At 74.1% G+C, this 21416-nt stretch carries 20 protein-coding genes; 5 read left to right on the top strand and 15 right to left on the bottom strand.

From position 1 onward, the window contains the following. Window positions 1-29 precede the first annotated feature (29 nt). The 5 genes from ACFY0O_RS15930 to ACFY0O_RS15950 are packed head-to-tail and all read right to left on the bottom strand — an operon-like array spanning window position 30 to window position 5241. The gene (locus tag ACFY0O_RS15930) at window positions 30-875 is read right to left on the bottom strand and encodes a glycosyltransferase family 2 protein (protein WP_388947517.1); all 846 of its coding nucleotides are present in this window, start codon (window positions 873-875) and stop codon (window positions 30-32) included. A gap of 35 nt (window positions 876-910) precedes the next feature. Further along, window positions 911-1690, bottom strand: coding sequence for a CDP-alcohol phosphatidyltransferase family protein (locus ACFY0O_RS15935; protein ID WP_388947296.1), 780 nt, complete (start codon window positions 1688-1690; stop codon window positions 911-913). Then, window positions 1668-2729, bottom strand: a complete 1062-nt coding sequence (locus ACFY0O_RS15940) for an iron-containing alcohol dehydrogenase family protein (RefSeq protein WP_344166557.1) — start codon at window positions 2727-2729, stop codon at window positions 1668-1670. The genes ACFY0O_RS15935 and ACFY0O_RS15940 overlap by 23 nt, the downstream gene beginning before the upstream one ends. Beyond that, window positions 2717-3469 (bottom strand): phosphocholine cytidylyltransferase family protein, encoded by a 753-nt coding sequence (locus ACFY0O_RS15945; RefSeq protein ID WP_358898855.1) that lies wholly within the window; start codon window positions 3467-3469, stop codon window positions 2717-2719. Before ACFY0O_RS15945 ends, ACFY0O_RS15940 begins: the two co-directional genes overlap by 13 nt. Next, window positions 3466-5241 (bottom strand): DUF5941 domain-containing protein, encoded by a 1776-nt coding sequence (locus ACFY0O_RS15950; protein ID WP_388947518.1) that lies wholly within the window; start codon window positions 5239-5241, stop codon window positions 3466-3468. Before ACFY0O_RS15950 ends, ACFY0O_RS15945 begins: the two co-directional genes overlap by 4 nt. A gap of 412 nt (window positions 5242-5653) precedes the next feature. Between ACFY0O_RS15950 and ACFY0O_RS15955 the strand changes: the two genes are divergently transcribed. Together ACFY0O_RS15955 and idi are read left to right on the top strand one after the other, a co-directional pair. After that, a complete protein-coding gene (locus ACFY0O_RS15955) occupies window positions 5654-6904 on the top strand; it encodes a methyltransferase domain-containing protein (protein WP_388947519.1) in 1251 nt (416 codons plus the stop codon). 130 nt (window positions 6905-7034) lie between these two features. Then, entirely contained in the window at window positions 7035-7637 is a 603-nt protein-coding gene (gene idi, locus ACFY0O_RS15960; protein ID WP_358898857.1) for an isopentenyl-diphosphate Delta-isomerase, read from the top strand. Window positions 7638-7688: 51 nt separating this feature from the next. Here the strand turns inward: idi and ACFY0O_RS15965 are convergent, their stop codons facing one another. Both ACFY0O_RS15965 and ACFY0O_RS15970 read right to left on the bottom strand, forming a co-directional pair. Then, the gene (locus ACFY0O_RS15965; protein ID WP_388947520.1) at window positions 7689-8183 is read right to left on the bottom strand and encodes an ATP-binding protein; all 495 of its coding nucleotides are present in this window, start codon (window positions 8181-8183) and stop codon (window positions 7689-7691) included. 130 nt (window positions 8184-8313) lie between these two features. Beyond that, window positions 8314-8973: an HdeD family acid-resistance protein gene (locus ACFY0O_RS15970; protein WP_388947297.1), complete on the bottom strand. Its 660-nt coding sequence runs from the start codon at window positions 8971-8973 to the stop codon at window positions 8314-8316. 84 nt (window positions 8974-9057) lie between these two features. On the opposite strand from ACFY0O_RS15970, the gene ACFY0O_RS15975 reads away from it, so the two are divergent. Then, a complete protein-coding gene (locus ACFY0O_RS15975; protein WP_388947298.1) occupies window positions 9058-9849 on the top strand; it encodes an enoyl-CoA hydratase/isomerase family protein in 792 nt (263 codons plus the stop codon). Here the strand turns inward: ACFY0O_RS15975 and ACFY0O_RS15980 are convergent. Continuing rightward, complete coding sequence (locus ACFY0O_RS15980; RefSeq protein WP_388947299.1) at window positions 9818-10462, bottom strand: DJ-1/PfpI family protein; 645 nt, start codon at window positions 10460-10462, stop codon at window positions 9818-9820. The genes ACFY0O_RS15975 and ACFY0O_RS15980 overlap by 32 nt on opposite strands. A 101-nt stretch (window positions 10463-10563) precedes the next feature. Then, window positions 10564-11532: a GlxA family transcriptional regulator gene (locus tag ACFY0O_RS15985; RefSeq protein ID WP_388947300.1), complete on the bottom strand. Its 969-nt coding sequence runs from the start codon at window positions 11530-11532 to the stop codon at window positions 10564-10566. Window positions 11533-11614: 82 nt separating this feature from the next. Between ACFY0O_RS15985 and ACFY0O_RS15990 the strand changes: the two genes are divergently transcribed. Both ACFY0O_RS15990 and ACFY0O_RS15995 read left to right on the top strand, forming a co-directional pair. Then, window positions 11615-12913: an SLC13 family permease gene (locus ACFY0O_RS15990; protein ID WP_388947301.1), complete on the top strand. Its 1299-nt coding sequence runs from the start codon at window positions 11615-11617 to the stop codon at window positions 12911-12913. A 38-nt stretch (window positions 12914-12951) separates the two neighbouring features. Beyond that, the gene (locus ACFY0O_RS15995; protein ID WP_388947302.1) at window positions 12952-14589 is read left to right on the top strand and encodes an ABC-F family ATP-binding cassette domain-containing protein; all 1638 of its coding nucleotides are present in this window, start codon (window positions 12952-12954) and stop codon (window positions 14587-14589) included. 99 nt (window positions 14590-14688) lie between these two features. On the opposite strand, the gene ACFY0O_RS16000 is transcribed toward ACFY0O_RS15995, so the two are convergent. From ACFY0O_RS16000 to ACFY0O_RS16025, 6 genes are all read right to left on the bottom strand, one after another. Further along, window positions 14689-14922 carry a hypothetical protein gene (locus ACFY0O_RS16000; protein WP_388947303.1) on the bottom strand — a complete coding sequence of 78 codons (234 nt, stop codon included), beginning with the start codon at window positions 14920-14922 and terminating at the stop codon, window positions 14689-14691. A gap of 102 nt (window positions 14923-15024) precedes the next feature. Then, on the bottom strand, window positions 15025-15807 hold the full coding sequence (locus ACFY0O_RS16005) for an SDR family NAD(P)-dependent oxidoreductase (protein ID WP_388947304.1): 783 nt from the start codon (window positions 15805-15807) through the stop codon (window positions 15025-15027). A 61-nt stretch (window positions 15808-15868) separates the two neighbouring features. After that, entirely contained in the window at window positions 15869-17065 is a 1197-nt protein-coding gene (locus ACFY0O_RS16010; protein ID WP_388947305.1) for an MAB_1171c family putative transporter, read from the bottom strand. After that, complete coding sequence (locus ACFY0O_RS16015) at window positions 17055-17507, bottom strand: hypothetical protein (RefSeq protein ID WP_388947306.1); 453 nt, start codon at window positions 17505-17507, stop codon at window positions 17055-17057. The genes ACFY0O_RS16010 and ACFY0O_RS16015 overlap by 11 nt, the downstream gene beginning before the upstream one ends. A gap of 297 nt (window positions 17508-17804) precedes the next feature. After that, window positions 17805-20252, bottom strand: a complete 2448-nt coding sequence (locus ACFY0O_RS16020) for a Tex family protein (RefSeq protein WP_388947521.1) — start codon at window positions 20250-20252, stop codon at window positions 17805-17807. 96 nt (window positions 20253-20348) lie between these two features. Further along, window positions 20349-21215 carry a hypothetical protein gene (locus ACFY0O_RS16025; protein ID WP_388947307.1) on the bottom strand — a complete coding sequence of 289 codons (867 nt, stop codon included), beginning with the start codon at window positions 21213-21215 and terminating at the stop codon, window positions 20349-20351. Window positions 21216-21416: the final 201 nt, after the last annotated feature.

Raw genomic sequence — 21416 nt, forward strand, 5'->3', positions numbered from 1 at the left:
CGGGGCTTATGGTCCCAGACGCGAGCTTCTCAGATGACAGGCGGTCGGCCCAGTCGCGTCAGCCGCCAGACCGTACGCCACCGCATGGGGCGCCGGGGACCGCAGGGGGTGGTGCAGCCTTCCTTGAACCCGCCGAACCAGGCCTTGAGGGCCGGTGCCGAGGGCCTGCGTACGAGCGTCAGCGCCAGCCAGACCCCCAGGTAGACCGGTACCAGCGGGGCGGGCAGGTTGCGCCGGGCGAGCCACACCCGGTTACGGGCCACCATACGGTGGTAGACCGCGTGCCGGGAGGGCGCGGTCGTCGGGTGCAGCAGCACCATGTCCGCGCGGTAGTCGATCAGCCATCCGGCGTCGAGGGCCCGCCAGGCCAGGTCGGTCTCCTCGTGGGCGTAGAAGAACTCGGCCGGCAGGAGACCCACCTGCTCGAAGACCTTCGTACGGACGGCGTTGGCGCCGCCCAGGAAGGTGGTCACGCGGGAGGAGCGCATCGGGTCGGAGGCGCGCAGCCGCGGCACGTGGCGGCGCTGGGTCGCCCCGGTGTCCGGGTCGGCGATCCGGAAGCTGACGATCCCCAGCTTCGGGTCCTCGTCGAAGGCCTGCCGGCACAGCTCGGCCGTGTCGGTGCGCTCCAGCAGCCCGTCGTCGTCGAGGAAGAGCAGCACGTCCACGTCGCTGCCGCCGGGGCCGAAGGCCTCGATGCCGACGTTGCGGCCGCCGGGGATGCCCAGGTTCTCGGGGAGGTGCACGGTCCGGACGCCGTCGGGCAGGCCGGTGACCTCGACGCCCTGGCCGACGACGACCACCTCGACGGGGTCGCCGTCCTGGCGGGCCACCGAGTCCAGCAGCGCCTTCAGCTCGTCGGGGCGGTTGCCCATGGTGATGATCACCGCGCCGACGCGCAGCGGGGCGCTCACCGCAGCCTGCTCGATACGAGGATGGACACCAGGTGCAGCACCGTCTGCAGCAGGGCGATGCCGGCGAGGACGGCGACGCCGAGGCGGGAGAAGAACAGGTCGCCGCGGACCTGGTCGAGGACCGCCAGCACCAGGATGAGCAGGGAGGCCTCGATGCCGAGGACCAGGCGGTGGAACTTCAGCGCGGCGGCGGCCCGGCGGGCCAGGGCCATGCCGGAGGAGCGCGGCTCGGCGGCGGACTCCTGGACCACGGGCTTGCCCGCCTGGTGGCGGGCGACGCCGACCAGGTCGGTCTCGGCCTTGATCAGGATCGCGCCGAGGGCCGCGAGGGTGCCCAGGAAGGCCCACAGCCAGTCGATCCGGCCGCCGCCCCACAGGTCGGCGGCGCGCAGCCCGAAGCCCACGAGGACGGCGGCGTCGCACAGGTAGGCGCCGACGCGGTCCAGGTAGACGCCGGAGAGCGAGAACTGCTTCTTCCAGCGGGCGACCTCGCCGTCGACGCAGTCGAGCAGCAGGTAGCCCTGCACCGCGAGGACACCGAGGACGGCGCCCCAGATGCCCGGCACCAGCAGGGCCGGGGCGGCCAGGACTCCGCTCAGCGTCATCACGTAGGTCAGCTGGTTGGGCGTGACCTTGGTGGTGACCAGCAGGCGGGTGATGCGCAGGGAGATCTCGCGCATGTAGAGGCGGCCGCCCCAGTGCTCGCCACTGCGCCGGTCCTTGACGCCCGCCGGGTGAACGACGGGGCGCAGTTCAGCTACGGATGGTCTGGGCATAGTCGGCGTAAGCGTCCCTGATCTCGGCGGCGGACAGGTTGAGGTGCTCCAGGATGGTGAACCGTCCCGGGCGGGTCTGGGGGGCGTACTCCACGGCCGCGACGAACTCGTCGGCGCTGAAGCCGATCTCCTCGGGCAGCACCGGCAGGCCGTGCCGGCGCAGCACCTCGACGAAGAGCCCGGACTGCTCGCGGGCGCCGCGCAGGTGCATGGCGAAGGCGGCGCCGATGCCGACCTGCTCGCCGTGGAGCGCGGAGCGCCCGGGGTGGAGCAGGTCGAAGGCGTGGCTGATCTCGTGGCAGGCGCCGGACGAGGGGCGGCTGTCGCCGCTGATCGACATGGCGATGCCGGAGAGGACGAGCGCCTCGGAGAGCACGGTGAGGAACTCGTCGTCGCCGCAGCCGCCGGGGTGGCGCAGGACGGACTCCCCGGCGGTGCGGGCCATGGCCGCGGCCAGGCCGTCCACGGCCTCGCCGGTGATCCGGTGCGAGAGCTCCCAGTCGGCGATGGCCGAGATGTTGGAGATCACGTCGCCGATGCCGGCGCGGACGAAGCGCGTGGGCGCCTCGCGGATCACGTCGAGGTCGATGACCATGGCGATCGGCGTGGGCACGCCGTAGGAGCCCCGGCCGTTGTCGTTGTCCAGGATGGACACCGGGGAGCAGATGCCGTCGTGGGAGAGGTTGGTGGCGATGGCCACCATGGGCAGCCCGACCCGCGCCGCGGCGTACTTCGCCACGTCGATGATCTTGCCGCCGCCCAGGCCCACGACGGCGTCGTAGCGGCGGCCCTTTATGTCGTCGGCGAGCTTGACCGCCGAGTCGATGGTGCCGTCGACGACCGGGTACCAGTCGGCGTGCGGCAGGGCCTGCTCCAGACGGGCGCGCAGCGCCTGCCCGGAGCCCCCGCTGATCGCGATCGCGAGCCGGCCGGACGCGGAGATCCGCTGGTCGGCGAGGATGCCGTCCAGCTTGTCCATCGCCCCGCGGCTGATGTCGACGACGACCGGCGAGGGGATCAGCCGCGTCAGTACTGGCATGCGATCGTCCGGCCCTTGGCGAGGTCGTCGTGGTTGTCGATCTCGACCCACTTCACGTCGCCGATGGGGGCCACGTCGATGGTGAAGCCGTCGTTCACGAGCTGCTGGTAGCCGTCCTCGTAGTAGAGGTCGGGGTCGCGCTCGAAGGTGGTCTTGAGGGCCTCGGCCAGCTGCTCGGCGGCCTCCGGCTCGATGAGGGTGACGCCGATGTACTCGCCGGTCGCGTCGGACGGCTCCATCAGCTTGGTGATCTTCCGCACGCCCTCGGCGCCGTCGACGACGACCTTCATCTCCTCGTCGGCCAGGTTCTTGACCGTGTCGAGGGCGAGGATGATCTTCTGGCCGTTGCCGCGGGCGGCGAGCAGGGTCTTCTCGACGGAGACCGGGTGGACGGTGTCGCCGTTGGCGAGGATCACGCCCTGCTTCAGGACGTCACGCGCGCACCACAGGGAGTAGGCGTTGTTCCACTCCTCGGCCTTGTCGTTGTCGATCAGCGTGATCTTGACCCCGTACTTGGCCTCCAGCGCCTCGCGGCGCTCGTACACGGCCTCCTTGCGGTAGCCGACGACGATGGCGACCTCGGTCAGGCCGACCTCGGCGAAGTTGCCCAGGGTCAGGTCGAGGACGGTGAGGCTGTCCTCCTGCCCCTCGGGGCCGACGGGCACGAGGGCCTTGGGCAGGGTGTCGGTGTAGGGACGCAGACGGCGTCCGGCACCGGCAGCGAGGACAAGGCCGATCATGCGGGTTCTCCTTCGTCGTGTACGGCGGGTGCTCCGGCGGAGACCCAGAAACGGATGCTCTCCACGAGCACGACCACGGCCACGAACACGGCCATGGCCGTGAGCGCGACGGGGAACGCGTCACGGGTGAGGACGGCGGCCAGGAGCGTGGCCAGCAGGACCCTGCCCTCGTGGCCGCCCGTCGTCCGCACCAGCCAGCGCGGGGGGGCGTCCGAGCCACCGCGGATGCGGTAGACCGTGTCGTAGTGATGGTAGGCGACCGCCGCGACCAGTCCGAATGCGGCCGGAAGGGCCCCCGGGACGTCCGCCTTGACGGCGAGGACGAGGACCGTGACGTACTCGCCGAAGCGGAACAGCGGCGGGATCAGCCAGTCGAGCGGGCCCTTGAGCGGCGTGGAGACCGCAGCCCCCGAGAGGAAGACGTAGAGCCCCGCCGTCGCGATCAGCGAGGTCGAGCCGAAGTCGCGGACCAGGGCCCCGCCGGCCATCACCACGGCCGCCCCGGCGGCCGTCGGCAGGGCGGCGGCCGAGGCCCGCTTGCCCGGGCGCGGGGCGCCGGTCCAGGCGAGCACGCCCGAGTCCGCGAGGTCGGCCAGCGCCCGTGCGGCCCGGTCGGTCCTCTTCGCCTTGCGGGTCACCGAGCGCAGGACCCGGCCGGCGGTGGTGTAGAGCGCGCCGAAGGCGCAGCCGATCAGCAGGGCGTAGAAGACGGTCCGCGGGGTGGTGGCCGCCGTGAGGACCGCGATCATCGCCCAGCGCTCGCCGATCGGCAGGATGATCATCCGCCGGACCCAGACGGTCCAGCCGACGCTGTCGAGCCGGCCGGAGAGGGCGGCCGTGGGGCTCGTGTTGGCCGTGGCGTCGTGGTTGGCCTCGTTGAAGGAGAAGTCGACCACGTGCCGGCAGGTCATCAGGATCATCGAGCCGAGCGCGAGCGCCCAGACGTCGTCGCCGCCCCGGGCCGCGCCGAGCGCGAGGCCCGCGTAGTAGGCGTACTCCTTCACCCGGTCGAAGGTCGCGTCCAGCCAGGCGCCCATCGTGGAGTACTGCAGCGAGTAGCGGGCGAGCTGCCCGTCGGTGCAGTCCAGGACGAAGGAGACGAGCAGCAGCACGCCCGCGGTGACGTAGCCCCAGCGCTCGCCGGTCGCGGCGCAGCCCGCCGCGAGCAGCGCGGTGAGCAGGGAGGCGGTGGTGACCTGGTTGGGGGTCAGGCCGCGGCGCGCGCACCAGCGGGCGATGTAGCGCGAGTACGGGCTGATGAAGAAGGTGGTGAAGAACCCGTCCCGGGCCTTGACCGCGCCGCGCAGCCGTACGGCCTCGTCGTCCACGGCCGCGACGGCGGCCAGGGCCTCGGCGCGCTCCGCCTCCCCGGCGGGCACGGCCGCGACGAGGGTGCCGAGCTCGGGCCGCCGGACGGTGGTCCCGGAGGCCTCGACCGCCGCGGCGAGCCGGTCCGCGTACGGGCCCTCGCCGTCGGGGGCGAGCGCCGCGGCCCGCTCCAGGGCGGCCCGGGCGCCGGGCTGGACGGCGAAGGCGCCGGTCACGGCGCTGGCCTCGAAGCGCGGGTCGGTCAGGGCCAGGCGCAGCGCGTGCGGGTGCCCGACGAAGCCGCTGTCGACGACGGCCACCCGCTGTCCGGCGGGCACGGCGGCCAGCGCCCGGGGTGCGTCTTCGGGAGCGGGGACCGGGCGCACGTCGAACCCGAGCGAACGGAGCTCGTCTTCAAGCGGTGATCCGGGGACCGGCAGGCCGGTGAGGATGACGGTCGACAGACGGACTCACTCCTTGCAACGAACGTTCCGGGCGGGCGCCCCGTGGGCGGCGGCAGAAAGCGCGGCGACACGGCGGCTGCGGCTGTCGGCAGAGGCTATCGGATGAATGGAAGACGGCATTCATCAGCCGTTCGGCCCCCATCCGTCCGGTTTGCGGACGGATGTTAAGGTGGACGCCGACTCCGAACGTGGAAGAGGTGGATTGATGACCGTCGCAGCGATCGCTGCCGTGCGCGGCGAACTCCGGTACATCTCCCCGTCTTCCCGGGTGTCCGGCCGGGCCTGATCCTCTTCTTCCTCACACGACGACAGGCCCCCGTCGGCCGGAGCCCCCGTTCAAGGGTTCACGTTGACCGACACCACCAGCGACACCACTCACGACAGCTCCGCCGACGAGGTCTTCGCGGCGTTCATGGAGCTGCACCGCGGGCTGCCCCGGCAGTCCCCCGGTTCCGACACCACCACCCGGCACCTGCTGTCCCTGTGCGGACCGCTGCCCGAGCGGCCGCGCGTCCTCGACATCGGCTGCGGTCCGGGCCGCAGCGCCCTGCTGCTCGCCGCCGAGGCGGGCGGGGCGGGCCGCGCCGAGGTGACCGCCGTCGACCTGTACGAGCCGTTCCTGGAGGAGCTGCGTTCCGCCGCCTCGGCCCGGGGCCTCGACGGGCGGGTCCGCGCGGTGCGCGCCGACATGGGCGCGCTCCCCTTCGAGGACGGCTCCTTCGACCTCGTGTGGGCGGAGGGCTCCGCCTTCTCCCTCGGCTTCGACCGGGCGCTCGCCGAGTGGAAGCGGCTCCTCGTCCCCGGCGGCCGGCTCGTGCTCAGCGAGTGCGAGTGGACCGCCGAGGAGCCCTCGGCCGGGGCCCGCGCCTTCTGGGACCCGCAGTACCCGCTGCGTTCCACCGCCCGCAACACCGCGGCCGTCCAGGCGGCCGGCTACCGGCTGCTGGGCGACGTCCTCCAGCCGGACTCCGACTGGGCGGAGTACTACGGGCCGCTCGGCGAGCGGGCCGCGGCCGCCGCCCCTGCCACCCCCGCCGAGGCGGCCGCCCTGGCCGGCGTGCGCGAGGAGCTCGCCGTACGGGAACGGCACGGGCACGAGTACGGCTACCGGGGCTGGGTGCTGGCCCCGGTGACCGCCGGTGACCCGGCCCCGGCCGGGGGCCGCTGGCGGGCCCGGCCCGAGACCGCCGCCGACGCGGCGGCCGTGCGGACCGTCAACCTGGCGGCCTTCGATACCCCGCTGGAGGCTGATCTCGTGGACGCGCTGCGCGCCGACGGGTCCTGGCTCCCCGGGCTGTCGTACGTGGCCGAGGGCCCGGACGGGTCGGTGGCGGCGCACGCCCTGCTGACCCGTTGCGCGGTGGACGGCGCGCCGGCGCTCGCGCTCGCGCCGGTGGCGGCCGATCCCGCGCTCCAGCGCTCGGGCGCGGGCAGCACGGTGGTACGGGCGCTGCTCGCGGCCGCCGCGGCGCGGGGGGAGACGTTGGTGCTGGTCCTGGGGCATCCGTCGTACTACCCGCGCTTCGGTTTCGTCCCGGCCTCGCGCTACGGGATCCGGGCCCCGTTCGAGGTGCCGGACGAGGCCATGATGGCGCTGGTGCTGGACGATTCCGTTCCGGTGCCCGTGGGCACGATCGGGTATCCGGCCCCCTTCGGCGTCTGAGGCCCTGACCGGCCGTCCGGCCCCCGCCGTTACCACGCGGCGGGGGCCGGACATGCGCGGATGGCCGAAGTGGGGACAAGCCCCTTTTGTACGGCAGACTGAAGACCGAAGTCCGAAGCGAAGGATGGGTATGCCGACCACATCAGCCACTGACGCCGACAACAGCGCGTCCGCCGGCACCGGCGCTCAAGAATCGATCATGCTCGAACTGGTCGACGAGTCCGGCAACACCATCGGCACGGCGGAGAAGCTCTCCGCCCATCAGGCCCCCGGTCTGCTGCACCGGGCGTTCTCCGTGTTCCTCTTCGACGAGCAGGGGCGGCTGCTGCTCCAGCAGCGCGCCCTCGGGAAGTACCACTCCCCCGGCGTCTGGTCGAACACCTGTTGCGGTCACCCCTACCCCGGCGAGTCCCCGTTCGCGGCGGCCGCCCGGCGCACCCACGAGGAGCTGGGGCTCTCGCCCTCCCTGCTCGCACAGGCCGGGACGGTGCGCTACAACCACCCGGACCCCGCCTCGGGTCTGGTCGAGCAGGAGTACAACCACCTGTTCGTGGGACTCGCCCAGGCCTCGCTCCACCCGGATCCGGAGGAGGTCGGCGACACCGCCTTCGTCACGGCCGAGGAGCTGGCGAAGCGGCACGCGGAGGCGCCGTTCTCGGCGTGGTTCATGACGGTGCTCGACGCCGCGCGTCCCGCGATCCGCGAACTGACCGGCGACGCGGCCGGCTGGTAGCCGCTGCGCCGTTCGGGTGCGGTGCGGGGCCCGGTGCGGCGGGCCGGGGTCTCAGAGGGGCCGGGCCGGGGCGTTCAGGGGCAGGGCGGCCCAGATCACCTTGCCGCCGGTGGAGGTGTGCTCGACGTCGCACACCCCGCCGGCCTCGAGGGTGACCTCGCGGACCAGGAGCAGCCCCCGGCCGCCGGTCTGGCCGAAGTCGGCCTCGAGCGCCTTGGGCCGGTACGGGTGGTCGTCCTCGACGGCCACCCGTACCCACTCCGGACCCACGGCCACCTCGACGGCCACCTCCGGCGAGAGCAGGGCGGCGTGCCGGACCGAGTTCGTCACCAGCTCGGAGACGATCAGCAGCAGGGAGTACACCAGGTCCTGCGAGGCCGGCACCCCCTGGCGGCCGAGCAGGTCGCGGACCGCCCGCCGGGCCTGGGGAACGGATTCTTCTACCGCCGGCGCGGTGAAACGCCACACTCCCTCGTACATGAGGGGGTCGGCCGGAGCCGCCGTCTCACCTCCTCTGGCCGGCGGGATGCTCCCGCTGTCGTCCATCTTCCGACCCCCGTCTTCGCGCTCGATCGTCTCCACGCGTCAAGAGTGGCGAGACACCTGCTCCGGACCGCTCCGCTGACCAGAAGTCAGCAGCAATCGGACGCTTTCTGACCGTCGGCGTATGACGGAGTCAGTTGTTGGACTGATCCTGATCCGCCACGCTCCGCTTGGCAGCGGCTGCCGTGTCCTGCCCGCTCACCGTGTCTTCCCTGACCAGACCCAGGATCCGCCGGGCGCCCATGCCCACCGCCACCAGGCTCAACCCGTCGAACAGCAGCGCCAGGGAGAAGAAGGTCCCGATCACGTACAGGCTGCTGCCGGGCCACTCCCACAGGATCAGGATGCCGAGCAGGACCCCGAAGGCGCCCTGGATCAGGGACAGCCCGAAGTTGGGCCCGCGCACCACCAGGGAGCCCGCGAGCCGGAACACCCCGCCGGTGAGGAAGAGCAGCGCGGCGAACATGGTCAGCGCTTCGGCGCTCGCCTCGGGGCGGCGCAGGATCACGAACCCGGCGGCGAGGTTGACCGCGGCCACGACGACGGCCAGCCAGAAGTAGTTGCTCCTGCGCGACTGGACCGCCTGGGCGAGGCCCACCAGCCCGCCGAGCAGCAGCAGCCAGCCGAAGAGGAACATCGAGGTCAAGGTGGCCACCCCGGCGTAGACCAGGCCCACCAGCCCGGCCAGCACCAGGACCACTCCGAGGAGCGCCAGCAGCCCGAAGCTGCGGCCCAGTTTCTTCTTCTCCTGCTGCTGCGGCCGCTTCCGCTCGGCCTTCCGGTCCACGCCCATGGGCGGGCCACCTCCTCGCACCCCCCCCGGGGGGACGGAGTCCCCTTGATCATAGGATCGTCGCCCCGGGATAGCATCCGGCGCATGGACGCAGCCATGGACGCCGCCCGGGAGGCACCCCGGGAAGCGGCCCTCCGCCACACGGTCGCCGACGGGGTGGCCACGGTCACCATCGCCCACCCCGCCAAGCGCAACGCCATGACGGCCGCCATGTGGCGCGCCCTGCCGGAGCTGCTGCCGGAGCTGGCCGCCGACCCGGCCGTACGGGTGCTGGTCCTGACCGGGGCCGGTCCGACCTTCTGCGCCGGCGCCGACATCTCCTCCCTGACCGGGGACGAGGACCCGCAGGCCCTGGCGGTCGCGGCCGAGGAGGCCCTGGCCGCGTTCCCCAAGCCGACGGTGGCGGCGGTCCGCGGATTCTGCGTGGGCGGCGGCAGCCAGCTGGCGGCGGCGTGCGACCTGCGGTTCGCGGAGGAGGGCGCGCGGTTCGGGGTGACCCCGGCGAAGCTGGGCATCGTCTACCCGGCCTCCTCCACCCGCCGGCTGGCCTCGCTGGTGGGCCCGGCGTGGGCCAAGTACCTGCTCTTCTCGGCCGAGCTGATCGGGGCCGAGACCGCGCTGCGGGCCGGGTTCCTGAACGAGCTGCTGCCGGCCGGGGGGCTGGAGAAGCGGGTGGCGGAGTTCACCCGGACCCTGACCACGCGCTCGCGGCTGACGCAGGCCGCCGCGAAGGAGTTCGCGGACGGGCGCACCGACCGGGACGCGTACTGGAGCGCCCAGGCGGCCGCGAGCGGCGACACCGCGGAGGGGGTCGCCGCCTTCCTGGAACGCCGGGACCCGGTGTTCAGCTGGCGCCCTGGCCCGCCAGGGGATTAGCGGAACGCAGCCGGGCGACGATCTCCGCCGGGGCCTTGGCCGGGGAGCCGGCGTCGTAGGGCGGCTGGGGGTCGTACTCGCACATCAGCTGCACGGTCTGGGCGTACTGGTCCCCCGCGATCCGGCCGAGCAGCCCGAGCCCCATGTCCAGGCCGGAGGAGACCCCGGCGGCGGTCACGTACTTGCCGTCGAACACCACCCGCTCGCCGGTGGGCTCGGCCCCGAAGGGGGTCAGGTGGTCCAGGTACAGCCAGTGGCTGGTCGCCCGGCGCCCGTCGAGCAGGCCGGCGGCGGCCAGGAGCAGCGAGCCGGTGCAGACGGACGTGGTCCAGGTGGTGGTGGCGTCCACGGAGCGGAGCCAGTCGAGGACGGCGGGGTTCTTCATCTCCACCTCGGGGTGCGGGCCGCCGGGGACGATGACGATGTCGGGGCGGGGCACCTCGTCCAGCGACTTCCCGGCGACGAGGACGGCGGCGCCGTTGTCGGTGCGTACGGGGCCCTTGTGCTCCGCCACGAACACGGTCTCGGCGCCGTCGAGGCGGCTGAGGGTCTCGTAGGGGCCGATGGCGTCGAGGGCGGTGAAGCGGTCGTAGAGCAGGACGGCGATCTGCATGTCTCCTCCGGAGGGGTGGCTGTGTCGTGGGTTGCCGCCCCGACGGGGCGGACGCCGTGTGCGCTGCGCGCGACGGGGTGGGGCGGGGAGACGGGCTCCGGCTACGCCGGCGGGGGACCGAAGCGGCGGCGGTATTCGGTCGGGGACTGGCCGAGGGTCCGGAGGAAGGCGCGCCGCAGCGCCTCCGGGGTGCCGTAGCCGCACGCGCGGGAGATACGGGCCACCCCCTCCCCCGACTCCTCCAGCATCCGCCGCGCGTGTTCCACCCGCACCCGCTCGACGTACCGCCCCGGCGTCACCCCCGTCTCGGCCTGGAAGGCCCGCGCGAAGTGCCTCGGGGACAGTGCCGCGCGGGCCGCGAGGGCCTCCACCCGCAGGTCCCCGCCCGGGTGCCGGCTGATCCAGTGCTGCACCTCCCGCAGCGGCTCCCGCCGGGCGGTCTGCGCCGCCAGCTGGGCGCTGAACTGCGCCTGGTTGCCGGGCCGGCGCAGGAACACCACCAGGTGCCGGGCGATCAGCAGGGCCACGTCCTGCCCGAGGTCCTCCTCCACCAGCGCCAGCGCCAGGTCGATCCCGGCGGTGACCCCGGCCGAGGTGGCCACGTGGCCGTCCCGGACGTAGATGGGGTCCGGTTCCACCGTCACCCGCGGGTAGTCCCGTGCCATCCGCTCGCACACCGACCAGTGCGTGGCCGCCCGCCGCCCGTCCAGCAGTCCGGCCTCGGCCAGCAGCAGGCCGCCCGTGCAGACGGACACCAGCCGGCCCGCACGGCCCCCGTGCGCCCGCAGCCAGTCGGTGATCCGCGGGTCGAAGTCCCCGGTGTAGCGGCCGCCGGGCACCAGCAGGGTGGTGTCCGGGCCGGGGCGGGCGCCCTCCAGGTCCCCGTCCGGGACCAGGGTCAGCCCGCTGCCGGTGCGCACCGGACCGCCTCCCGGGGAGAGGGTCCGGATCGCGTACCCGCCGTCGCCCGGGCGGCAGCGGCCCGCCCCGTCGAAGACCTCGACGGGGCCGGTCACGTCCAGGCTCTGGACCCCGTCGTAGAGGACGACGAGCACGTTTCGCTGCGGCATGGCTCCATGGTGTGACCCGGCCCCGATGGCCGCAATGACGGGCATCCCACCTATCCGGACACGGCGCCGGCCCGTGCGATCCTTGGCCGGTCCTTCCCGCGCCGTCCGGAGTGCCGCCCTGAACACCGCCCTCGCCGAGTCCCTGTCCTGTGTCCTGCTGCTCCTCGTGCTGGCCTTCGCCGTGCTGCGCCCGCGCGGGCTGCCCGAGGCGGCGGCCGCCGTGCCGGCGGCCGGGCTGCTCGTCGCGCTCGGGGTGGTGTCCCCGGCCGACGCGTGGGAGCAGCTGCGCGGGCTGCTGCCGGTGGTCGGGTTCCTGGCCGTGATCCTGGCCCTCGCCCAGCTGTGCGCCGACGAGGGGCTGTTCCGGGCGGCGGGGGCCGCGGTGGCCCGGCGGGCGGCCGGGCGGGGGGCGGCGGGGCTGCTGGGCGGGGTGTTCCTGGTGGCGGCGGCGGTGACGGCCGTGCTCAGCCTGGACGCCACGGTGGTGCTGCTGACCCCGGTGGTGCTGGCCACGTCCGCCCGGCTGGGCGCCCGGCCGCGCCCGCACGTGTTCGCCACCGCCCACCTGGCGAACTCGGCCTCGCTGCTGCTGCCCGTCTCGAATCTGACGAACCTGCTGGCCTTCGCCGCGAGCGGGCTGTCCTTCACCCGGTTCGCGGCGCTGATGGCCCTGCCCTGGGCCGTCGCGATCGGCGTGGAGTACGCGGTGTTCCGCCGGTACTTCCGGGCCGACCTGGCCGCCCCGCCCGAGCACGTGCCCGGGGCGGCGGAGCCCGCGCCGCTGCCCCGGTTCGCGACGGCCGTGCTGGCGCTGACCCTGGCGGGCTTCGCGGTGGCCTCGCTGGCGGGGGCGAGCCCGGCCTGGGCCGCGCTGGCCGGTGCGGTGGCGCTGGGCGTGCGGGCGCTGTGGCGCCGGGAGACCACCCCGAGGCGGCTGGTGGCCTCCACCGCGCCCGCCTTCTGCCTGTTCGTGCTCGCCCTGGGCGTGGTCGTCCGGGCCGTGGTGGACCACGGGCTCGGCGACGGGCTGGAGTGGCTGCTGCCCGACGGGGACGCGCTGCCCGCGCTGCTGGCCGTGGCGGGGGTGGCCGCCGTGCTCGCCAACCTGATCAACAACCTCCCCGCGGTCCTCGCCCTGCTGCCGCTCGCCGCGCCGGGCGGCCCGGGCGTGGTGCTGGCCGTGCTGATCGGGGTGAACATCGGCCCCAACCTCACCTACGCGGGCTCGCTGGCCACCCTGCTGTGGCGGCGGATGCTGCACGCGCACGGCGAGGACGTCCGCCTCGGCGACTTCACCCGCCTCGGGCTGCTCACCACCCCGGCGGCCCTCGCGGCGGCGGTGGCCGCCCTGTGGGCCGGGCTGCGGCTGACCGGCGGGTAGACCGTGGTCCGGCGGCGCGCCGATAGGATCGGGGCATCATGACTGCAACCCTCGTCGCCAAGAACCTCACCGCCGCGCACGGCGAGCGCACGCTCTTCGCCGGCCTCGACCTCGTCGTCGCGCCCGGCGACGTCATCGGCCTCGTCGGTGTCAACGGCGCCGGGAAGTCGACCCTGCTGCGGCTGCTCGCCGGGCTGGACACCCCCGAGACCGGTGAGCTGCGGCTCTCCCCGCCCGGCGCGGCCGTCGGCCACCTCCCGCAGGAGCCGGAGCGGCGGGAGGGCGAGACCGTACGGGACTTCCTGGCCCGCCGGACCGGGGTCGCGGCCGCGCAGGCGGCGCTGGACGAGGCCACGCAGGGGCTGGTGGACGGCACCCCGGGCGCCGACGACGCGTACGCGGAGACCCTGGACCGCTGGCTGGACCTCGGCGGCGCCGACCTGGACGAGCGGGCCCAGGAGACCGCGGACGAGCTGGGCCTGGCGGTGAGCCTGGACCTGCCGATGACGGCCCTGTCCGGCGGCCAGGCCGCCCGCGCCGGCCTCGCGTCCCTGCTGCTCTCCCGCTACGACGTGTTCCTCCTCGACGAGCCCACCAACGACCTCGACCTGGCCGGTCTGGAGCGGCTGGAGCGGTTCGTGACGGGACTGCGCGCGGGCACCGTCGTCATCAGCCACGACCGCGAGTTCCTGGCGCGGACCGTCACGAAGGTCCTCGAACTCGACCTGGCGCAGCAGCAGATCAACCTCTTCGGCGGCGGCTACGAGTCGTACCTGGAGGAGCGCGCGCGGGCCCGCAGCCACGCCCGCGAGGAGTTCGAGGAGTACGCGGACAAGAAGGCGGCCCTGGAGGGCCGCGCGCAGATGCAGCGCAACTGGATGGACAAGGGCGTGCGCAACGCCCGCCGCAAGTCCTCCGACAACGACAAGATCGGCCGGTCCCTGCGCGGGGAGTCCAGCGAGAAGCAGGCCGCGAAGGCCCGCCAGACGCAGCGGGCGATCGAGCGGCTGGAGGTGGTCGAGGAGCCGCGCAAGGAGTGGGAGCTGCGCATGGAGATCGCGGCGGCCCCACGCTCCGGCTCGGTCGTCGCCACCCTGCGCGAGGCGGCCGTCAAGCGCGGGGACTTCGCCTTCGGCCCCGCCAGCCTGCAGATCGACTGGGCGGACCGGGTGGCGATCACCGGGGCCAACGGCGCCGGCAAGTCCACCCTCCTCGCGGTCCTGCTGGGCCGGCTGGCTCCGGACTCCGGCTCCGCCGTGCTCGGCTCGGGGGTCCTGGTCGGCGAGGTCGACCAGGCGCGGGGGCTGTTCCTCGGGGAGGAACCCCTGCTGGAGGCCTTCTGCGCGGCGGTCCCGGACACCGAGCCCGCGGAGGTGCGGACGCTGCTGGCCAAGTTCGGCCTGAAGGCGGCGCACGTACTGCGCCCGGCGGCGACCCTGTCCCCGGGCGAGCGCACCCGGGCGGCGCTGGCGCTGCTCCAGGGGCGCGGGGTGAACCTGCTGGTCCTGGACGAGCCGACGAACCACCTGGACCTGCCGGCGATCGAGCAGCTGGAGTCGGCGCTGGAGGCCTACGAGGGCACCCTGCTGCTGGTGACGCACGACCGCCGCATGCTGGACGCGGTGCACGTGACCCGCCGCCTGGAGGTCGCGGACGGCAAGGTCACCGAGCTCTGAGCGCGACGGCCCGGGCTCCCTGGAACGCTCCGGGTGCCCGGGCCGTCCGCCCGCTCGGGACCGCGCCCGGTGTGCCGGGGGCGGGGCGGGCCGGACCTCCTAGTCGTGACCGTGGCCGTGGCCGCGCCGGTCCCGGAGGTCCGCCTGCTCCTCGGTGCCGGGGCGGTCGAGGCGGCTGGCCTCGTCCGTGTCCTCGCGCCGGACCGGTCCGGGGGCCGGGTGCGGCCGGGACTCCCGTCCGGTGCCGGACCGCTGCGCATGGGGTTTGCGCTGCCGCTGTGCGTCGTCGTCGCCGTGGAGGGGAACACCTCCGGCGCCGCCTTGATCGTCCATGACAGGTCCTCCTCCGCAGCCCGTGCCGCCGTCTCCCCCTCGCCCGGCGGCTGCCCCGCGGGCGGCACCCCAAACCGGACGGGCCGGCCGGGCCCGGCCGGCTCAGCCCGTCCGGTCCGCGGGGGCCCTGCGCTTGCGGGCCATCCGGCCGGCCACGAAGGTGCGCGGGAGGTGGCGGACCGCGAGGGCGTACGCCTGGTAGCGGCGGCCGGTGATGCTGACGGGGCGGCGCAGCGCGAGGTCGCGCAGGGCCTTGGCCACCACCGCCTCCGGCTCCAGCCACACGGAGTCGCGCAGGGAGCTGACGTCCGACCCGGCGCGCTGCTGGAACTCGGTGCGGGTGAAGCCCGGCACCACCGCCAGCACCCGGACCCCGTACGGGGCCATGTCGACCCGGAGGGACTCGCTGAACGCGGTGAGCCAGGCCTTGGCCGCGCCGTAGGTGCCGGTCGGCAGCAGTCCGGCGACGGAGGAGACGTTGAGCACGGCGCCCCGGCGGCGCTCCCGCAGGCCCGGCAGCAGGGCGTGGGTGAGCCGCAGGGGGACCTTCACCAGGAGGTCGAGCATCCGCTCCTCGTCCTCGACGGGGTTGTACGGGTAGGGCGCGGGCAGGCCGAACCCGGCGTTGTTGACCAGGACGTCGACGGGCCGCGCGGTGTCGGCGAGCCGGCCGGCGACGGCCGCGCAGCCGTCGGGGTCGAGGAGGTCGGCGGGCAGCACCTCGCTGAGGGTCCCGAAGTCCCGGAGGAGTTCCGCGGCCACGGCCTCCAGACGGGCCTTGTCCCGGGCGACGAGGACCAGGGCGCAGCCCTTGGCCGCGAAGCCGCGGGCGAAGGCGGCGCCGAGGCCGGCGCTGGCCCCGGTGATCAGAACGGTGGTGGTCAAAGGGGTTTCACTTCCTCGGTGTTGCGGACGGGCGCCCGGTGGTCCACGGGGGTCACGCGGTTCACGCGGCGGCCGGTCCCGGTGCGAAGGCGGAGGTCTCGGGTGAGGCGTAGGCCTGGGCGACGTCCACGAGGAAGCGGGCCTCGTCCTTGAGGCCGCCGCCCTCGGCGGTGGTCTGCATCGCGGCCGGGAGCTCCAGGGCGCAGGCCTGCGCCGGCTGTCCGGGGAGTCCGGCGAGCTTGGCCCGCCGGGCCTCCTTCAGTACGCAGGCCAGTGCGGCCGCCGTGTGCCGGTGCTCGGGGATCCGGCTGCCGGCGACGTGGCCGCGCGCCAGCTCGGGCACGCCGGGGGCCACGTACTCCCCCAGGATCAGGATCGCGTCGCGGGTCTCGATGACCTTGCGGTAGACGAGCATGTTGCGCGGCACGGGCGGCCAGAGCAGTTCCAGCACGCGTCCGGCGCGGGGCCGGGAGAGGACCACGTGCGGGACGGCCTGGACCAGGTCCCGCCACAGCGGCCACAGCCGCCACGCGGTGGCGGTGTCGGCGAGGGTGTGGCGGAGGGTGAAGAGGGTGGGGACGAGGATCGCGGCGGCGCGCAGCAGTCCGTGCAGGTTCATCAGCAGCGGCAGGACGGGCATCGCCCAGGTGCTGGCGAACAGGGCCTTGAGCAGGTACGCGAACCAGAACAGCCAGGCCAGGCCGGTGCCCAGGCCGAACAGGCGCAGTCCGGCGGCGAGGCCCCGGCTCTCGGTGCGCAGGCTGTAGCGCCAGCACACGTACACGCAGATGGTGTTGGCGATGAGGTGGGCGGAGATCAGCACGAGCCAGTACGGCAGGGAGGGCACGGGGGCCCCGGAGTTCGGGATGGTGTGCGTGCCGTGTGCCGGTGCGGCGGTGTCCAGGGCGACGAGCGTGCCCAGCCAGACCACCGTGCCCACCCAGGAGGCGAGCGGGAGCCGCCGGCCGCGGGTGGCGGCGGCCACGAAGTAGAGCACGGCGCCGGCCGACAGGACGCCGATGAGGTTGCGGACGAGGCCGATGGTGTGGGCGTAGCCGGCGCCGCGGGTCATGGCGTACGTGACGACGTCGGGCAGGTTCAGGGTCATGGCGGCGGCCGCGGTGGCGACGGCGAGCCAGAGCCCGCGCTGCTGCGGGGAGCGCAGGGCGCCGGGGGCGCGCAGCAGGACGGCGGCCCACAGGCACACCACGCTGGGGACCGCCAGGCTGTCGCCGAAGGAGGCGAGGTCAGCTGCCATCGTGGTGGCCCCGCTCGTAGCCCATGGCGGACTCCAACCGGGCGAGGGCGCCGCGCGGGCCGGGGGCGGGCCGGGGGTGGCCGCTGCCCGAGGTGTGGATGCGGATCATGCTCGCGAGCATCTCCGCCTCCTGCTCCTGGCGGGTGGTGTAGTTGGTGCGGCCGAGGACCACGGGGGCCTGGCCGTCGATCTCCTCGCCCTCCAGGGAGTGGTGGCCGAAGAGGATGTGCCCCAGCTCGTGGAGCACGATGTGCTCGCGGTGCAGGGGGGTGGTGTGGGCCTCGTAGAAGACGTAGTCGACGGTCTCGGTGCCCACCCACAGGCCGCAGACGCCGGATTCGGCGGCCTCGCGGGGCAGCGGGTGGAGCCGGATCGGACGGCCTCTCCGGTCGGCTATGCGGGCGCACAGGGTGTCCAGGGAGAAGGGGTGCGTCAGATCCATGTGACCGAGAATCATCTCGCAGCGTCTGCGCAGGCTGAGATTCCGGTAGGGCATGTGTTCCCTCTTCGGACCCTTTCTCGGGCAGCGTCGGTAGGCGTGGGTGGGCATCGGCATTAACATCCTGTGCCTTGAGGCGGCCTCGGGAGTGCGGTCCCTGAGGGGAAACGCGGAACGCCCGTCCGCGCGAGACGAACGGGCGTTCCACCATGCCTACAGATCACTTGCGGGAGTTGGCAAGGTCGGCACTCCCCCGGGGGCTTTATTCGGCCAGGGTTGCCGACCCCGCCCGCCGCCGCGCTACCGCTTGCGGCGGTCCTCCTGGCCGCCTCCGGTGAGCCCGGCGCGGCGCAGGGCGTCGGCCATGGCGCTGTTGGCGGGTGCGGGGGCGCCGGAGCGCTGACCGGCGCCGCCCTGGCCGCCCTGGCGCTGGCCGCCGCCGCGCCGGGCCTGCCCCTGCCCCTGGACCTGGCCCTGCTGCTCGCCGCGTCCCTGGCCCTGGCCGCGCTGCTGCGGGGGACGGCCGCCGCCGCGGCGCTCGTCGCGCTGGCGGGGCGCGCCGGCTCCGCGCTCCGCGCCGGCCTCGTCCTCCAGCCGCAGGGTGAGGGAGATCCGCTTGCGCGGGATGTCCACGTCCAGGACCTTGACCTTGACGATGTCGCCGGGCTTCACGACGTCCCGCGGGTCCTTGACGAAGGTGTTCGACAGGGCGGAGACGTGGGCCAGGCCGTCCTGGTGGACGCCGATGTCGATGAAGGCGCCGAAGGCGGCCACGTTGGTGACGACGCCCTCCAGGACCATCCCGGGGGCCAGGTCGCCGATCTTCTCCACGCCCTCTTTGAAGCTGGCCGTCTTGAAGGCGGGGCGCGGGTCGCGGCCGGGCTTCTCCAGCTCGCGCAGGATGTCGGTGACGGTGGGCAGGCCGAAGGCCTCGGTGACGAACTCGTCGGGGCGCAGGGAGCGCAGGACGGAGGTGTTGCCGATCAGCGCGGCCACCTCGCCGCCGGCCTTCTTGCCCATGGCCCGCACCACCGGATAGGCCTCGGGGTGCACGGCGGAGGCGTCGAGCGGGTCGTCGCCGCCGCGGATGCGCAGGAAGCCGGCGCACTGCTCGTACGCCTTGGGGCCGAGGCGGGCCACGTCCTTGAGGCCCTTGCGGCTGCGGAACGGGCCGTTGGCGTCGCGGTGGGCCACGATGTTCTCGGCGAGGGTGCCGCTGATGCCCGAGACCCGCGACAGCAGCGGCGCGGAGGCGGTGTTGACGTCCACCCCGACGCCGTTGACGCAGTCCTCGACGACCGCGTCGAGGGAGCGGGAGAGCTTCACCTCGGACAGGTCGTGCTGGTACTGGCCGACGCCGATGGACTTCGGGTCGATCTTGACGAGTTCGGCGAGCGGGTCCTGGAGGCGGCGGGCGATGGAGACGGCGCCGCGCAGGGAGACGTCCATGCCGGGCAGTTCCTGCGAGGCGAAGGCGGAGGCCGAGTACACGGAGGCGCCGGCCTCGGAGACCATCACCTTGGTGAGCCCGAGTTCGGGGTGGCGGGTGATGAGGTCCCCGGCGAGCTTGTCGGTCTCGCGCGAGGCGGTGCCGTTGCCGATGGCGACCAGCTCGACGGCGTGCTCCTTCGCCAGCCGGGCGAGGGTGGCGAGGGACTGGTCCCACTTGTTGGCGGGAACGTGCGGGTGGATCACGTCCGTGGCGACGACCTTGCCGGTGGCGTCGACGACGGCGACCTTCACGCCGGTGCGGAAGCCCGGGTCGAGCCCGAGGGTGGCGCGGGTGCCGGCGGGGGCGGCGAGGAGCAGGTCGCGGAGGTTGGCCGCGAAGACCCGTACGGCCTCGTCCTCGGCGGCGGCGCGCAGCCGGGTCCGCAGGTCGATGCCGAGGTGCACCTGGATCTTGGTGCGCCAGGCCCAGCGGACGGTGTCGGCCAGCCACTTGTCGCCGGGCCGGGCCCGGTCGGCGATACCGAAGCGGCGGGCGATCAGGCCCTCGTAGGTGGACGGGCCGGGGGTTTCGGACGGCTCCTCGGGCTCCAGGTCCAGGCTGAGGACGTCCTCCTTCTCGCCGCGCAGCATGGCGAGGACGCGGTGGGAGGGCAGGGCGGTGAAGGGCTCGGCGAAGTCGAAGTAGTCGGAGAACTTGGCGCCCGCCTCCTCCTTGCCCTCGCGGACCTTCGCGGCGAGCCGGCCGCGGCCCCACATGCGTTCGCGGAGGTCGCCGATGAGGTCGGCGTCCTCGGCGAACTTCTCGGTGAGGATGGCGCGGGCGCCCTCCAGGGCGGCCGCCGGGTCCGCGACCCCCTTGCCGGCGTCCACGAACGCGGCCGCGGCGGCGGCCGGTTCGACGGAGGGGTCGGCGAGCAGCCCCTCGGCGAGCGGCTCCAGACCGGCCTCGCGGGCGATCTGGGCCTTGGTGCGCCGCTTGGGCTTGAAGGGCAGGTAGATGTCCTCCAGCCGGGCCTTGGTGTCGGCCCCGTTGATCCGGGCCTCCAGCTCTGCGTCGAGCTTGCCCTGCTCGCGGACGGAGTCGAGGATCGCCGCGCGGCGGTCCTCCAGCTCGCGCAGGTAGCGCAGCCGCTCCTCCAGGGTGCGCAGCTGTGCGTCGTCGAGCATCTCGGTCGCTTCCTTGCGGTAGCGCGCGATGAACGGCACGGTGGAGCCGCCGTCGAGCAGCTCGACGGCGGCCTTGACCTGCCGTTCCCGTACGCCGAGCTCCTCGGCGATCCTGCCTTCGATGGACATCGTCGTCACTGCGGTCCCGCCTGCCTTCGTGCCTTCGTGCGTGTGCGTGGAAGGCTGCAATTGTGGCAGGTGCAGGTGACGGCGGCGGGGAGCCCCTCAGCCCTTTCCGAAGAGGTCGGCCGGGAAGGCGCCCGCGCCGATGACCTGCGCGACGAGGGCCCCGCCGAGCGCGTGCAGCCGGGCGGTGCCGGCGGCGCCGAGGTGCTCGTACGGGGCGGCGTCCAGGCGGTCGGTCTCGGTCTCCAGCCGTTCGCGCAGGGCGTGGCCCTCGTCGGTGAGCTCCCCGGCGGCGTCGAGGACGCCGCGGGCGCGGAGCCGGTCGGCGGCGGCGTCGAGGTCGGACTGCTCCCAGCCGCGGATGGACTTGACCCACTTCGCGGTCATGCCGCGGCCGGTGGCGGTGTGGCTGACGAGCGCCTCCAGCGGGTCGAGGCCGGTGATGAGGAGGGCGGCGAGGTGTCCGTCCCCGCGGTGCTCGCGCAGGAGGGTGGTGGCGTGCCACAGCCGCAGGTGGGGCTCCTCGGGGACGGGGAGGTCGGCGTGGGCGGCGTAGAGGGTGCGGCCGTGCCGGGTGCAGGCCTCGGTGGCGCGTATCGCGAGGTCGGCGGCTTCGGCGAGCTCGGGCGAGGCGATCGTCTCCGGGCCGAGGAGGCGGCGCAGGGACCGGTCCACGGCGCGCAGGCGGGCGGCGAGGACCTGCTCGGGGGTGGCGGTGTCCCAGACGGCCGGGAGGTGCCGGGTGACGAGGTCGTGGCGGTAGTTGTAGAAGGTCGCGGTGACCGTGCCGGGGCCGACGGCGCCCATGGCCGCGGAGCGGCTGGCCAGATTGACGGCCACCCGGTGGGTGACGCCGAGGGCGCCGAGCTCCTCGAAGAGCTCCGGGGAGAAGTAGCTCGTGGCGTGCAGGGGGTTGATGGCGGCGTGCCAGCAGCGGCGTGCGGCGTGGGGGTCGTCGATCGTCATGGCCGCAGCCTACCGACTAGCCGGTATGGCGCACACCCCTGCCCTGCCGGGCGTCCCCCGCGCCCGGGCGGGCGCATTCGCGCCAACCTGCGCCCCGCCCCGCGGGGCCGGGCGGACGCCGGAAAGGGCCTCGTCAGCCGCGCGCCGCGGGGGCGGGGCGGCGTGCGGGGCCGTGATCGTGACGGCCGAATGGCGATCGTG

The sequence above is a fragment of the Streptomyces sp. NPDC001594 genome, from assembly GCF_042893675.1.
Lineage (GTDB): Bacteria > Actinomycetota > Actinomycetes > Streptomycetales > Streptomycetaceae > Streptomyces.